Genomic DNA, 13,689 nt, shown 5'->3' on the forward strand with positions numbered 1-13,689 from the left:
TTAATCACCTGTGCATGCATGCACGAATACATGTACTATCGAGATATTTAAAACCTTTCCTCCCGAGAACATAGGGGAGGTGAGAGAATGAAAATACTTGACCAGAATCCCAAGGAGGGCAAAATTAAAGTTAAAGCCGAAACTCTCGATGACCTCTGGCATCTCTATCACATCATTGAGGAAGGAGATGTAGTTTATGCAAAGACCCTCAGAAAGCAGAGTCAGAGAAGTGATTCCCTTAGACCAGAAAAGGTTCAGGCGATTCCAGTGTTTTTGGGTATTAGGGCTGAAAAAATCAACTTCCACAAGTTTGCAAATGCGTTGAGGATTACTGGTCCGATAGTGTATGCCTCAAGAGAGGAAGTTCCCCTTGGTAAGTATCACACAATAGCAGTTGAAGAGAACAGCATTATTACAATTCAAAAGCCCAAATGGAAGGCTCACCACTTGGAAAGATTAAAGCAAGCTGTTGAAGCTTCTCAGAGAGCAAGAATTATGATTGTTGTTGTGGATGATGGTGAGGCCGATATTGCTCTCGTGAGAGAATACGGCGTTGATATAATTGCCAACATAAGACACAACCTTGGGGGGAAGAGATACGGCACAAATAGGGAAGCTGAGGAAATGAAGTTCTTCCACGATTTAGCAAAGACAATTGCTGAAATTATGGAGAGAGAAAAGGTGGATAAAGCTATTGTCGCTGGTCCCGGCTTTGTGAAGGAGAACTTTTACAGGTTCCTCCAGGAGAATTATCCCGATTTGGCAAAGCGTGTTGTAATTGAGGACACGAGTGTTACAGGGAGAACCGGGATTTATGAGGTCATTAGGAGAGGAACCGTTGACAAAGTTTACCATGAAAACAGAGTCGCAAAGGAAATTCAGCTCGTGGAGAAGGTCATAGAGGAGATTGCAAAGAATGGATTGGTGGCTTATGGTATAAAAGAGGTCGAAGAAGCAGCGAATTATGGAGCAATTGAGACTTTGCTCGTTTTGGATGAGCTTTTGAAGGGAGAGATGAGAGAAAAGATTGAGCAGCTCATGGAGTTCGTCAGGCAGATGAGGGGGGAGATAGTAATTGTCAGCTCGGAACATGAGGGAGGTGAAAAGCTGAAAGCTTTGGGAGGAATTGCCGCACTGCTGAGGTATAAGGTTAAGTGATTAGTAAATCTCGGCATAGGCATCGCTTTCAAATCTTGGGAACTCCTCCTCTTCGCTGTTCTTCACTAAAACCCTGTCTTTTTCTTCTGTAAACTCACCAATGATGAAAGCTTTAATTCCATTCTTGGATAGCTCCTCAATTATTCTTGAGGAATTCCTTCTGGGAGAAATTATCACCAGCGTTCCGGTTGATGAGACAGTTAGAGGATTCACATCAAAAGCTTCAAGAACTTTTTTGACGAGAGGAGGGATGTAAATTTTGTCATAATAAACCCTAAAACCAACATTTGAATTGTCGGCAATTTCATGAAGGGCTGTTAAGCCTCCCTCAGTTGCATCATGCATACCTCTCACGAGCTTTCTCACAGCGAGGGCATCAGGGACGACGGTTTCAAGCTTGTACATTTCTCTGAGCTTGTCTATTTCGGCTGGAGTTAAAAATTTTTTAAGCTCCTCTTTCTTGAAGTAAGCCGCTCCAACGGCAAACTCTATCCCAATGCCCTTCGTTATTATTATATCGTCTCCGGGTTTTGCTAACGGTAGTCTCAGGTCTTCTTTCTTCACCAATCCAAGTGCCGTTGTGGTGGCAGTTGTTTCTTTAATCGTGGTGTAAACTCCTGTATGTCCCCCGATTACAGCTGTTCCGTATTCTCTACACTCTTCATTGAGTTCCCCCATTATTTGAGCGAGCTCTTCTTTAGTGGAACCTGGGGATAACAATAGGTCAATAACCAGCCATCTCGGCTTAGCACCAAAAACTGCAACATCGCTTGCTGCGAAATGATACGTGAAGAATCCAAAATGCTCCATTGGAACGCCTAAAACTGGATCAGTTGCTATGACGAGATAGTTTTCATTGCTATACTCAAGAACTGCAGCATCAAAGCCTTCTCTCGGACCGATAAAAACTTTCGGATCCTTAATATTAAGGTTATCCAGGATAATTTCATTTAGAACCTCACTTCTTATTTTTCCAAGCGGCAGCATTTTTGAACCTCCTAATGATTTCATCTGCTTCTCTTAGGATTTTTTCATTACATCCATGACACATCAGTTTTAAACTTGGCACTCTCACGCTCATCCGGACTTTATATTTTCTCGCAAGCTTGCTTATCTCGTAGTTTACCTCATAAGCCAAATTGAAATACTCCTGCTTAATGATTTCAAATTTGTCAATATACTGCAAAGGACATCCCTCTCTCCACTGCCTTCTTCTTCCATATTCATACATCCTGTAAGGTTTTATACCCGCTTCTTTTGCAAGCTTTTCAACTTCTTCAGCAGTGTACTTAATCAGAGGTCTGAATACTGGAATCCCGATCCTTGGTATCTCACTCAACCTTATGTCTCCTTTCCACTGATCGAGCAGGGCTCCAATTATCTTATCATTTGCATTGTCACCTTTTGCTAAAACTTTAAAGCCGTTAATTTTTGCAAACCAATAGGCATTTCTCATCATGACTTTTTTGCAGTGAATACATATTGGGCCCTTCTTTCCAATTGAATTCTTAAGAAGTCCTTCTGTTATATCAATAAGATAATGCTCGACTCTAAGTTTTTCAGTAAACCTCATTCCCCACAGCAGTGTTTCCCTCCAGCTCCATTTGTGGAAGAAGGTTATGGCAGAAACATCTAAACCAGCTTTTTTCATAATATATAGGGCTAAACTGCTGTCTTTTCCTCCAGAAAACATGAGGAGTATTTTCTTTTTATGAAGCCCAGTGTTTTCTGCAAACTGTTTTGTCTCCTTTATAATTTCTGCGAGCATGATGAAAATAAAAATAAAAAGTTTAAAAATTTAATTTCACGAGCTCATCTTTCTTACTTGATTCTCTGCAATGTCTCCCACAATTGGGAATTTATAGTACTCCCCTTGGTATGCTTTAACTATTCCAAGTATCCACAGGATAAGGCCAATTAAACCCAAAAGCATGCCTAAAATTGCTCCCAAAAATGGTATAAACATGAGGATTCTCTGAATTATGAATATTCCTAAGAATGTGATCGTTGACTGCATGGCATGGAATCTGACAAAATCACTTTCTTTCTCCAAGAGAAGGAAAATTATACCTGTCAGGAATCCAAGGACATAAGCCAGTGCCGCTTCAATGTTTTCTTCAAGTCCTAAAGACGTTTTGCTTTTTTCTACTTCTCCACTTCCATATTCCTCCACTCTCAACACCTCACATAGCAGTATATCAACTTATTTTTAACTTTCTTGGTTAAATACTTTTCTAAAACTGTTGAAAATGATTTCATGATAGTTGATACTTTTGCATAAATTGCTTTATAATTTTCAAAAAATATTCGAACCTTATTGAATTGGAAAGCATCTTGCTTTGTTTTAAATCTCGAACCCAATGTTTTGTTAGGCTCACCAAAACTTTTTAAGGTCTCCTATATACCAAATTATGATTGAATTAGGTTGTCCTAATGGTGATGATCATGTATGTGCATTTAACTCAGATGAAAGAAGGGGAGGAGGGAGTCGTTGTTGACATCCATGGGGGTATTGGGGCGAGACAGAAGTTAATCGGAATGGGAATTACTCCCGGAACCAGAATTCGTGTGCTCAAATCTTCGCCCCCCGGACCAATAATCATAGCTGTCGGTTCTTCACGAATAGCCATTGGCAGGGGAATAGCGGATAAAATAATCGTCCGGAGGGAACTTCAATGAAAAAAGTTATTGCCCTCGCTGGTAATCCAAACGTTGGTAAAACCACACTATTCAATGCCTTAACAGGACTGAGACAGCATGTTGGCAACTGGCCTGGGGTTACAGTAGAGAAAAAGGAGGGAATAATGAAGTATAAAGGTAGAGAGTTTTTGGTTGTTGATCTCCCTGGAACGTACTCATTGACGGCTCATTCTGTTGATGAACTCATAGCGAGAAATTTTATTCTTGAAGGAAATGCCGATGTTATAGTCGATGTTGTAGATTCCTCATGTCTTATGAGAAATTTATTTTTGACCATGGAAATTCTTGAAATGGGGGTTAAAAACGTTGTAATCGCACTTAATAAGATTGATTTGGCTGAGAAAAAAGGTATCAAGTTTGATTTTAAAAAAATGGAAAAAGTTCTTGGTATCCCTGTAGTTCCAACAAATGCAAAGGATGGAACTGGAATTGAGGAGCTTAAGAAAAAAATAGTGGCTGTAGCTGATGGTAAAATTACCGTTAATCCTGTTGTTCCTGTTTATGATGATATCATCGAGAGAGAAATTTCCCATATAAGTGAGATACTAAAAGAAACAGCTTTAGCTGAAAGATACAACCTTAGATGGTTGGCTATAAAACTTTTGACGAGAGATGAAGAGGTCATAAAACTGGTTCTTTCACATCTTGGACATGAAAAGATGGATGAAATTCTGCACCATATAGGAGAGCTGGAGGGGCATTATAAAAAATCTCTTGATATTATTATTGCTAATCAGAAATATGAGTTCATCGATAACTTAATCCATCAGTTTGTTACTCACTTTGCTGAGCAAAAAGAAATGTTAACCGACCAGCTTGACAGAATTCTGACGCACCCGGTTTATGGCATGATATCCCTTCTTGCAATCTTTTATCTTCTCTTTAAGTTTGTCTTTACAGTTGGAACACCACTTCAGGAAAGCTTGGACTCATTTTTTGGAGTATTGGGAGATAACATTGGGAGATATATAGTTAATGACACTCTAAGAGGCTTGATTGTTGATGGGATAATTGGTGGTGTTGGCTCAGTTTTGAGCTTCTTTCCTCTGGTGTTCCTGCTCTTTGTTGCAATGTCCCTCCTTGAAGATTCCGGGTACATGGCAAGAGCGGCTGTTGTCATGGAGAGAATAATGAGGAAGTTTAATTTGCCAGGGAAGAGCTTTATCCCAATGATTTTGGCATTTGGATGTAATGTGCCTGCAGTTATGGCAACTCGGGCATTAGATGATGAGAGAGATAGAATTCTAACAATGATCATAAACCCTCTTGTGCCGTGCAGTGCAAGAATGGTGGTTATAACTTTCCTTGCTGGAGTCTTCTTTGAGAGGCATAAAGCCTTGGTTGCCATCAGCATTTATGCTATTTCTCTTGGATTAGCATTGATTTCAGCCCTTATACTGAGTAGATTCGTAATTAAGGGGGAAGAAAGCCCATTCATAATTGAGCTTCCTGACTATCTAATCCCCTCATGGAAGAGTGTGGTGATTCACTCGTGGGAGAGAAGTAAGGAATTTTTGAAAAAGGCAGGAACTGTGATTCTTGCTGGGGCAGTTGCAATATGGTATCTGAGCAATTATCCACAGCCTGTTGGTACTGGTTTAAGCTATGCCGAAATCATTGGGCGGGCATTAGAACCCGTGACCAAACTAATGGGTCTTGACTGGAAGGCTGCTGTAAGCTTAATTTTTGGGATAATAGCAAAAGAAAATGTTATCGCTACATATGGTGTTATATATGGAATTGGGGGGAATGAAGAAGCATTGGGGGTCTTAATGAGGCAAGCAATGACACCACTGCAGGCGTTTGTTTTATCTCTTGTAACAACCCTTTACCTTCCCTGCATCGCTACAATTGCTGCAATAAGAGCTGAAGGGGGGACGAAGTGGGCTTTAGTTGCTTCGCTCTACAATCTTATATTAGCAACCGTGATTGGGATTCTTGTGTATCATCTGGGATTATTTATCATGGGGTGAAAGATTGTGGTAAACATTGAAGAGGTTCTTGAGCTTATCAAAGGTGGGTATACAAATCCCAAAGAAATAGCAAGGGTTATGGGTATAAATGTTGAAGAAGTTAGCGGGATAATAAAAATACTGGAAAGCTTAGGATATATCGAAAAAGTTGAGTTTGGAAGTTCTGTCTGTAGTAGGTGTCCAATGAAGAAGATATGCTCTGGGTCATGCATTCACTTTAAGGGACAGATTTACCAGATATCCGAGAAAAATTCATCCAATTCTTCAAAAACACCTTAAGCAGCAAAATATATAAGCGTTCGATCTTAATTATTATCGGTGGTGTTAATGAAAGCTGTTATTCTTGCTGGAGGATTTGGAACAAGACTGAGGCCAATTTCATCAACAAGACCAAAGCCAATGGTTCCCGTTCTTGGAAAACCTAATCTTCAGTATCTCTTAGAAAACTTGGAAAAGATAAAGGAGATTGACGAAATAATCCTGTCGGTTCACTATATGAGGGGAGAGATCAGGGAGTTTATAGAAGAGAAGATGAGTGATTATCCCAAAGACATAAGGTTCGTGAATGATCCGATGCCTCTTGAAACAGGAGGAGCATTAAAGAATGTTGAAGAGTATGTCAGTGATGAGTTCTTAGTAATTTATGGGGATGTCTTCACGAACTTCAACTTTGCAGAACTCATTGAATCTCATAAGAAAAACGATGGTCTTATAACAGTAGCTTTAACCAAGGTCTATGACCCAGAAAAATACGGTGTTGTAATAACTGATGAAGAAGGAAAAGTTGTGGAATTTGAAGAAAAACCAAAGAGACCAAAAACTAACTTAGTTGATGCTGGAATCTATGTGGTTGATAAGGAAATTCTGAAGGAGATACCGCGGGGAAAGGAAGTTTACTTTGAGAGGGAAATCCTTCCAAAATTTGTCAGTCAAGGCTTAGTTTATGGTCATAAAATGCCAAAGGAAAACTACTGGGTTGACCTCGGATCTCCGGAGGATTTGTTCTATGCGCATCAAATAGCTCTTGACGAAATTGCGAGGGAAGATGGATACTTTACGATAAAAGAGGACGCAGAAGTTCCGGAGGACGTTGAGATTCAAGGGCCTGTATATATTGACAGTGGAGCAAAAGTAGGACATGGGGTGAAGATCAAAGCATACACATACATTGGACCAAACACAATAATTGAGGATAAAGCTTACTTAAAGAGATCAATCCTTATCGGGAGCGACATAATAAAAGAGAAGAGCGAAATTAAGGACTCAATTCTTGGAGAAGGAGTAGTAATAGGGAAGAATGTCATCCTCAAAGAGGGTGCAGTTGTTGGGGATTATGCAAAGGTTTACGACAATTTGGTTATTTATGGAGCGAAGATCCTCCCCTGGAAGAAAGTTGAAGAGTACGAAGCATACATCAGGATAAAACTCGATCCAACGAAAGTGAGACCAGAGCTCACCCCAGACAGGTGTCCTCTCGGTCTGCCGGAGTGTATATACAAGAAGTTCAGAGCAATAGCTGGAGAAAAGCCACCATGTGATGAATGTATTGAAAACCAGTGGCTGTTCTGAGTATTCCATGTTTTCTATTTTTAATATCTCATTCTGGGATTATACTCGAGGATTATCTCGCCATTTTTAAATACCCTAATTACTCCACTTTCCGAGAGTGTTATTGCTGTTGCTTTTGTTTTCTTTGAGATAGCTGCGGCTGCAAGATGCCTGCTCCCCAGACCCGGAGGTAAGTGGACATCAAGCTTTTTTGGGTCAACATCAAGATATCTGCCTGCTGCCACAATCCTTCCAGTGTTGCTGATTATAAATGCCCCGTCAAGGGTTGCAAATTCTTTTATAACACCCTTAATGTTTTTATCCAGCACATTCAGCTTATGCCCCCTGAAGGGGTTTGGGACTATCTGATGTGAATATTTTAGAACATTTTTTGTGTCTCCGACCACAAATATTGTTCCAACAGGATATCCTTCCTTTCCCTCTAAGCTTAATTCTACTGCTATTTCAAGTAGCCTTTGAAGCACGGTTTGGGCTTCCTCAAAGAAACCCTTTGTAGTTGCTATGTTTCTTTTCACAGTTCTTATCCCGAGCGTATTTGGAGTGATGTAGAGGAATGTTTCTCCATTGGATATGATGTTGTTCTCAACAAGAAATGCGGAAATGAGATTTACCACGTTCTTTATCCCTAAAGATAGCGGTAGGGGAATCTTTTTAACCCTTTCATCGGAGATGTCAAAGTCCTTGCCAACAAGTATAATTGGGACTTCAACTTCAGGTATTTCCCCTTCAAATGAGGGGGTTATCAGTACCAGTGCTTTGGCATCAATTTCTTTAATTATCTCTAAGGCTTTATTGAGAAGAATTTTGGTGTATCCATTCTTCTTCATTTTTACACCGTCCTATAGTATTACTGTTTGATATTTATAAATGTTGTTCGTTAAATCCTGATTTTAATAATGAAAAACGTTTAATACTTTGGATAACCTACAAATTAAGGGGTGTTAATAGTTAAAAATCATAAAAATGCGGTCTTCAGTGGTGGGAGTATGAGGATTGTGGTGGGAATAACGGGAGCAAGTGGCGTAATTTACGGGCTCCGGCTTGTGGAAGTTTTGAGAAAACTGGGGCATGATGTTATTACAGTTGCGTCAGAAACAGGGCTGGCGGTAATTCGTCATGAGGTTGGTATCAATTTTGAGCCGGATTATAGGGAAGACGAGCTGTTTGCACCAATTGCCTCCGGTTCATACAGATTTGATGCAGTTGTAATTGCTCCATGTTCTATGAAGACCCTAAGTGCTGTGGCAAATGGTTATGCTGACAATTTGATAACGAGAGTTGCTGATGTTGCATTGAAAGAGAGGAGAAAGCTGATCCTGCTTGTTAGGGAAACTCCATTGAACTTGATCCATATTCAAAATATGTTGAAAGTTACACAAGCTGGTGCCATAGTTATGCCAGCATCTCCAGGATTTTACCATAATCCTAAAAAATTAGACGATATGATAAACTTTATAATTGGTAAAATCTTAGACATTTTAGGTATCCCCTATGATTTATACAAGAGGTGGGGTGAATAAAAGTGTTACAGTTAGATGATCTGGATAGGGCAATATTGAAACTGCTTAAAGAGGATGCCAGGTTGACTATCTCTGAAATCAGTGAAAAGCTAAACAAGCCAGAATCCACTATACACTTCAGAATCAAGAAGCTTCAGGAAAGGGGCATAATAGGAAGATATACAATTATCCTTGGAGAAACTCTTAGGCCCAAACATATTGCCTTCCTGATTTTAAGGGTTGAAAAACCTGTCATTGAGGATTTCCTTGAAAGATATCTTGAATACATAACAAAGACCCTTGCAATGCTACCAAATGTTCTCATGGTCGCTAAAAGCGAAGAAGACAAAATAATTGCCTTGGTTGGAGATGAGACTCAAGAAAAGCTCGAGAAGTTCATAGAAGACAATATAAAAACCATACCGACTCTGAAGGAGGTACTGGTGTTCCCAGTTAGAACGTTCAAGAAAGGTGGGGAAATTATTGGATTCCTTGCGGGGATTTGAATGGAAATTGAGGTAAAATTTAGGGTTAATTTCGAGAACATCAGAAGAAAAATCGAGGATTTGGGGGCTAAATTTGTAGGAGAAGAGATCCAAGAGGATTTATATTTCGCCCTCCCATCAAAACAGCTTTTGAGGATTAGGAAAATCGTTAATCTGGACGAGGTCATCCTTGGATATAAGCAGATTAAAGATGAAAGGAACGAAGAATTTGACGAAATTGAAGTTAAAGTTGGAGATTTTGAAAAGATGAGAGTTATTTTAAAGCGTTTGGGATTTACAGAAGATGTTTGGGTTAGGAAGCATAGATTCGTGTACAAGCTTGGAGATATTACCTTTGAGCTTAATAAGGTTGAGGGGCTGGGGGATTTCTTAGATATTGAGGTTATAGCCGAGGATGTCCAAGAGGCAAAAAGGAGAATTTGGGAAGTTGCACACATGCTGGGGCTGAGAGAAGAAGACGTAGAACCAAGATTATACCAGGAAATGCTTAAAGAACCTCTCAAACATGTACGGAAAGAGTAAAATATCCCACTATTTCATTATATTCTATATGGTGAGAAGATATGTGGATTAAGAAGGGTCAAGGCTCCCTTGAGTATCTCTTTATTGTTGCTTTAGTGATCATCATTGTTGCTATTGGAGTTATGTACCTTAAAGGGGCTGCCAAAGAGGTTCCTTATTATAATGAAATAACCTTAGATCCGGGGCTCTTTAACAACATAACTGCCGATTATGGAGATATAAAAGTTGAGGCCTATTTAATAAATAACGGTGATGGAACGTATAAAGTTGAGTACAAAGTCTGGGCAATAAAAGTCCCTATAAGAAAAGCCCAGTTGGCACTAATATGCATGAATAAACCGCCTAATGTGGCGGGGTATAAGGTAATAACGCATGAAGGTCTACTTACGCCAGTAAATTATTGGGCTAATTATTGGACTCCAATTCCGGAGGAATATTTTCCTTGTGAGATAAGATTCTATATTTGGAAAGAGTAAAGTGATTTCAAATGAAAAGATACTTAACTTTCATGACTTTTGCTTTTATTTCTCTTCAAACCCTTGTTTATGCAAGCTTTGCGGTTTATTATGGCGATGTATCCCCCACCAATATAGATGAACTCTCAAAGTTCAACCTTCTTATTCTTTCTCCTTTGGTGGAAGAAAACTATATCAAAGAGCTGAAATCCAAAAACATAATCGTTGTGGGTTATTTAAGCCTAGCAACTATTGGCGGCTGGGAGCCTTGGGCTGGGGAGGTTCCTGATAGTGTGATAATAGGACATTGGGAGACATGGAATGAGAGAGAAACTGATTTCTCTTCTCCACAGTGGAGGGACATAGTTCTCAATAAAGCTGTTCCGTATATCCTCTCAAAAGGTTTTGATGGTGTCTTTTTGGACAATCTGGACTACGTTGATAAATATCCCGAAAAGAGAGAAGCAATGGTCGAACTCATTAAAGCAATTCGTGAAAAATATCCCGATATAGTTATTGTAGCAAACAGAGGCTTTTCAATAGCTGAAGAAATTACCCCGTATGTTGATTACATCCTCTTTGAGGATTTTATAACATATTACGATTTCAATGGCAATAAATACAAGATTTATCAAGATGCTGATCTGCAGTGGGTTCTTGCTCAGGCGGAAATGCTGAAGAAGCTGAAGGCTAAAGTTTTGGCTTTAAGTTATGCAGATTTAGATAATGAGAAGCAGGTAGAGGAATTTTCCAAAATCGTTTGCAAATATGCAGGTGAATATGGCTTTGAGGTTTATATGGCTGATATAACCCTTCAAAGAATTGGACTTAACCCATGTGAGAACTTCACAAAAAGCCAAGTTCCTTCAAGCGAAGCAAAAATTGGGGAAGAAAATAAAAACATCTGCGGATCGGGAGCAATTTTGCTGGTGATATTCCTTCCGCGCTCACTTAGAGAACTCATCTTGCGGTAGCCACGATTTTTATAATATCGTTGAATTGAAGTTCATAATCTTCACCAACTCTTCTGCGCGTTCTTGCATTTACTGCATAGAGGAACGTCCTGCCCAAATCGGTGTGCACTTTGAACGCTAAATCTCTCGGTGTTGAACCTTTTTTCATTAAGAACACATGAGGCAAAACGTTTCCAAAGCTATCCGTAAGTTTATGCTCATCCTCAACGGGATAAACTGGAATCAACTGCAGTAATTCAAAAACAGCTTTATTGATGACCTCCTGAACTCCCGTTGAGCCAAATCTATCAAGAACTTTTTCTTTGATGAGTTCCAGTGCTCTCTGCTGCTTTGGGCTGAGAGGTTTTAAAATTTTAAAATCACTTTGACCTGGAAGATAATCTATATAGCCTGCTTTTGCCGCCTTTCTGAGAGTTAACTCCGCAGCAGCTGAAGTTGGCACGACAATGTAGTTTCTTTTCTTCCCCTCTTCAATAAGCCTCTTTATCTGCTCATCGCTTGCCATGTCTGCTTTGTTTGCGGCTATTATTATTGGCTTATTTATCCTTCTAAGCTCGCTGACAAAGTTATACAAATCTTCATCGCTCCATTTCGTTGGGTCGTTGCTTAAGTTTGTTTTGTGCAAAGCTTCGAGGATGTCCTCCTCACTGACTCCAATTCCAGTTAGCTGATCTGCAATGGCTCTTGCGAGATTTAGATGTTGAAGTTTAACCCTTTTAGCAAATTTTTCCCAGTTCTTCTTTAGAATTCCATATATCCAGTAGTTTATCTCCTTCTCCAAAAACTCAATATCTTTAACTGGGTCGTGATAATCTGTGGGCTGTCCTTCAGCATCGGTCTTTCCGCTTGCATCAACTATGTGAATCAGTGCTGATGCCATTCTTAAGTCGTCCAAAAATTTGTTCCCCAGACCCCTACCTTCATGTGCACCGGGTACAAGTCCAGCTACATCAATCATTTTTATTGGAATTAAAGCAAGTCCATCTCTGTATTCGTAGTTCTGCGGATTTGGAGCACAGCCAAGCTCTTTGCATGGATGCTCTGCTATAACATAGCTAACTCCAACATTTGCTTCAATAGTTGTGAAGGGATAATTGGCTATTTGAACGTCAACTAAAGTTGCCGCAGAGAAAAAGGTTGATTTCCCGACATTTGGCTTTCCTACAACACCGATTTCCATTTTTCATCACCACTCACTCTAAGCTGATTTTGTCTTATAAAGTTGAGGATTAAAAGAGGAGGAATTTCCCTTTCTCCATTATCCTCTCTCCGTCAACTTCAACCGTTGGATTGAGAATGAGACAATCAAAGTGATTCAACGCTGGAGCATCATTATCGTAGTTTGCCCCAATTGCTATATGGATTGTATTTCTGAGCTTCTCATCTTCAAGCAGCTTTCCACTCATCTTTGCTCTCGGATTTAACCCTATACCAAGTTCTCCTAAGTGCCACGCATTTTTAGCAAGCTCCTCCTTTCCCATTTTAAGCGCTCTCTTCTCCGCTTCCTTTATAGCCTCTTCAAGCTTTTTAGCTTCCTCTTTACCTTCAATCTTTTGCACAAAACCTTCTTTGACATGCACTTTTACAGTATTCTTAGGAAGTACGCTTTCTCCCCCTAATCCCAGAGTTCCATCAAAAACTATCACTCCCTCACTTTTTCCAACTGCCGGAGAAATGAATACCTCTCCAGCGGGCAAGTTGCCGCCTTTTCCAGGTTTTCTAAAATCACCATCGTCTTTGAATGCCTTTCTTCCTTTAATGTTTATCCACAAATCTGTTCCTTTTTCAGTTGCTACATGCACTTCTTTCCCTTTATCAAGAATTTCAGCTAAGACTCGTGCCTCATACCTAAGCCTCTCATAATCAATTGGAACAGCTCTCAGATACATGTCTACAGTGATTCCAGGACTCCAGAAGGAGCGTATTCTTCTATCTCCCCAGAGAAGCTTTTCAAAAATGTGGGTATATTTTTGGTTGTCCCTGCCTACATATCCGATATTTAGTCCGAACGCATCTTTACCTAACTTTTTCTCGGTTATTGAGATCACTATGTCCGGTTCACTTTTTATAGCTTCAATTACACTTCTTTCTGCAAATTCGAGTGAGGTCTTTGGCTCTTGGATAATGATGGTAGGCTTGGCATGAAATTCTTTAGCAGCACTGAAAAGGCTCAGTGAGATTTCCAAGACTTCTCCAGGGTTAGTTATTATCAGGACTTCCTCACCTTTCTGAACATCAATAACTTCATGCATGGCTATCTTTGAGACATCTTTTAGCTTCATAGAACCACCTAAGCGAGATTTGTTTTTAGTTCTAAATAACAATTATGGAAA

Annotated in this window: 16 protein-coding genes; 10 read left to right on the forward strand and 6 right to left on the reverse strand. The window is 39.7% G+C overall.

Annotated elements, in window-relative coordinates:
• Positions 1–87 precede the first annotated feature (87 nt).
• Positions 88–1,158: an mRNA surveillance protein pelota gene (locus TERMP_RS01570; RefSeq protein WP_013466586.1), complete on the forward strand. Its 1,071-nt coding sequence runs from the start codon at positions 88–90 to the stop codon at positions 1,156–1,158.
• On the opposite strand, the gene TERMP_RS01575 is transcribed toward TERMP_RS01570, so the two are convergent.
• The 3 genes from TERMP_RS01575 to TERMP_RS01585 are packed head-to-tail and all read right to left on the reverse strand — an operon-like array spanning position 1,159 to position 3,331.
• On the reverse strand, positions 1,159–2,145 hold the full coding sequence (locus TERMP_RS01575; protein ID WP_013466587.1) for an AIR synthase family protein: 987 nt from the start codon (positions 2,143–2,145) through the stop codon (positions 1,159–1,161).
• The gene (locus tag TERMP_RS01580) at positions 2,117–2,926 is read right to left on the reverse strand and encodes a 7-cyano-7-deazaguanine synthase (RefSeq protein ID WP_013466588.1); all 810 of its coding nucleotides are present in this window, start codon (positions 2,924–2,926) and stop codon (positions 2,117–2,119) included. Before TERMP_RS01580 ends, TERMP_RS01575 begins: the two co-directional genes overlap by 29 nt.
• Before the next feature lie 36 nt (positions 2,927–2,962).
• Positions 2,963–3,331, reverse strand: coding sequence for a DUF4870 domain-containing protein (locus TERMP_RS01585; protein WP_013466589.1), 369 nt, complete (start codon positions 3,329–3,331; stop codon positions 2,963–2,965).
• A 272-nt stretch (positions 3,332–3,603) separates the two neighbouring features.
• Between TERMP_RS01585 and TERMP_RS01595 the strand changes: the two genes are divergently transcribed.
• The 4 genes from TERMP_RS01595 to TERMP_RS01610 are packed head-to-tail and all read left to right on the forward strand — an operon-like array spanning position 3,604 to position 7,400.
• Positions 3,604–3,837: a FeoA family protein gene (locus TERMP_RS01595; RefSeq protein WP_013466590.1), complete on the forward strand. Its 234-nt coding sequence runs from the start codon at positions 3,604–3,606 to the stop codon at positions 3,835–3,837.
• Positions 3,834–5,831, forward strand: coding sequence for a ferrous iron transport protein B (gene feoB, locus TERMP_RS01600; RefSeq protein WP_013466591.1), 1,998 nt, complete (start codon positions 3,834–3,836; stop codon positions 5,829–5,831). Before TERMP_RS01595 ends, feoB begins: the two co-directional genes overlap by 4 nt.
• A gap of 6 nt (positions 5,832–5,837) precedes the next feature.
• Positions 5,838–6,110, forward strand: coding sequence for a MarR family transcriptional regulator (locus tag TERMP_RS01605; protein WP_013466592.1), 273 nt, complete (start codon positions 5,838–5,840; stop codon positions 6,108–6,110).
• A 48-nt stretch (positions 6,111–6,158) separates the two neighbouring features.
• Complete coding sequence (locus TERMP_RS01610) at positions 6,159–7,400, forward strand: sugar phosphate nucleotidyltransferase (RefSeq protein WP_013466593.1); 1,242 nt, start codon at positions 6,159–6,161, stop codon at positions 7,398–7,400.
• A 20-nt stretch (positions 7,401–7,420) separates the two neighbouring features.
• On the opposite strand, the gene TERMP_RS01615 is transcribed toward TERMP_RS01610, so the two are convergent.
• On the reverse strand, positions 7,421–8,227 hold the full coding sequence (locus TERMP_RS01615) for a DNA integrity scanning protein DisA nucleotide-binding domain protein (protein ID WP_013466594.1): 807 nt from the start codon (positions 8,225–8,227) through the stop codon (positions 7,421–7,423).
• 159 nt (positions 8,228–8,386) lie between these two features.
• Between TERMP_RS01615 and TERMP_RS01620 the strand changes: the two genes are divergently transcribed.
• The 5 genes from TERMP_RS01620 to TERMP_RS01640 are packed head-to-tail and all read left to right on the forward strand — an operon-like array spanning position 8,387 to position 11,356.
• Complete coding sequence (locus TERMP_RS01620; RefSeq protein ID WP_013466595.1) at positions 8,387–8,920, forward strand: UbiX family flavin prenyltransferase; 534 nt, start codon at positions 8,387–8,389, stop codon at positions 8,918–8,920.
• Positions 8,917–9,405 (forward strand): Lrp/AsnC family transcriptional regulator, encoded by a 489-nt coding sequence (locus TERMP_RS01625; RefSeq protein WP_193385910.1) that lies wholly within the window; start codon positions 8,917–8,919, stop codon positions 9,403–9,405. Before TERMP_RS01620 ends, TERMP_RS01625 begins: the two co-directional genes overlap by 4 nt.
• Positions 9,406–9,927, forward strand: a complete 522-nt coding sequence (gene cyaB, locus TERMP_RS01630; protein ID WP_013466597.1) for a class IV adenylate cyclase — start codon at positions 9,406–9,408, stop codon at positions 9,925–9,927.
• A gap of 41 nt (positions 9,928–9,968) precedes the next feature.
• Entirely contained in the window at positions 9,969–10,403 is a 435-nt protein-coding gene (locus TERMP_RS01635; protein ID WP_013466598.1) for a class III signal peptide-containing protein, read from the forward strand.
• An 11-nt stretch (positions 10,404–10,414) separates the two neighbouring features.
• A complete protein-coding gene (locus TERMP_RS01640) occupies positions 10,415–11,356 on the forward strand; it encodes an endo alpha-1,4 polygalactosaminidase (RefSeq protein WP_013466599.1) in 942 nt (313 codons plus the stop codon).
• On the opposite strand, the gene TERMP_RS01645 is transcribed toward TERMP_RS01640, so the two are convergent.
• The gene (locus tag TERMP_RS01645) at positions 11,343–12,536 is read right to left on the reverse strand and encodes a redox-regulated ATPase YchF (protein ID WP_013466600.1); all 1,194 of its coding nucleotides are present in this window, start codon (positions 12,534–12,536) and stop codon (positions 11,343–11,345) included. The genes TERMP_RS01640 and TERMP_RS01645 overlap by 14 nt on opposite strands.
• 49 nt (positions 12,537–12,585) lie before the next feature.
• Entirely contained in the window at positions 12,586–13,638 is a 1,053-nt protein-coding gene (locus TERMP_RS01650; protein ID WP_013466601.1) for an aminopeptidase, read from the reverse strand.
• Between the last annotated feature and the right edge of the window lie 51 nt (positions 13,639–13,689).

This window comes from Thermococcus barophilus MP (assembly GCF_000151105.2).
Classification (GTDB): domain Archaea; phylum Methanobacteriota_B; class Thermococci; order Thermococcales; family Thermococcaceae; genus Thermococcus_B; species Thermococcus_B barophilus.

Bases quoted from the DNA above. Each gene is read 5' to 3' on its own strand.
- TERMP_RS01595 (WP_013466590.1), top strand. From the start codon at position 3,604: ATGTATGTGCATTTAACTCAGATGAAAGAAGGGGAGGAGGGAGTCGTT.
- TERMP_RS01580 (WP_013466588.1), bottom strand. From the start codon at position 2,926: ATGCTCGCAGAAATTATAAAGGAGACAAAACAGTTTGCAGAAAACACT.
- TERMP_RS01635 (WP_013466598.1), top strand. From the start codon at position 9,969: ATGTGGATTAAGAAGGGTCAAGGCTCCCTTGAGTATCTCTTTATTGTT.
- TERMP_RS01620 (WP_013466595.1), top strand. From the start codon at position 8,387: ATGAGGATTGTGGTGGGAATAACGGGAGCAAGTGGCGTAATTTACGGG.
- cyaB (WP_013466597.1), top strand. From the start codon at position 9,406: ATGGAAATTGAGGTAAAATTTAGGGTTAATTTCGAGAACATCAGAAGA.
- feoB (WP_013466591.1), top strand. From the start codon at position 3,834: ATGAAAAAAGTTATTGCCCTCGCTGGTAATCCAAACGTTGGTAAAACC.
- TERMP_RS01640 (WP_013466599.1), top strand. From the start codon at position 10,415: ATGAAAAGATACTTAACTTTCATGACTTTTGCTTTTATTTCTCTTCAA.
- TERMP_RS01650 (WP_013466601.1), bottom strand. From the start codon at position 13,638: ATGAAGCTAAAAGATGTCTCAAAGATAGCCATGCATGAAGTTATTGAT.
- TERMP_RS01575 (WP_013466587.1), bottom strand. From the start codon at position 2,145: ATGCTGCCGCTTGGAAAAATAAGAAGTGAGGTTCTAAATGAAATTATC.
- TERMP_RS01570 (WP_013466586.1), top strand. From the start codon at position 88: ATGAAAATACTTGACCAGAATCCCAAGGAGGGCAAAATTAAAGTTAAA.
- TERMP_RS01610 (WP_013466593.1), top strand. From the start codon at position 6,159: ATGAAAGCTGTTATTCTTGCTGGAGGATTTGGAACAAGACTGAGGCCA.
- TERMP_RS01645 (WP_013466600.1), bottom strand. From the start codon at position 12,536: ATGGAAATCGGTGTTGTAGGAAAGCCAAATGTCGGGAAATCAACCTTT.
- TERMP_RS01615 (WP_013466594.1), bottom strand. From the start codon at position 8,227: ATGAAGAAGAATGGATACACCAAAATTCTTCTCAATAAAGCCTTAGAG.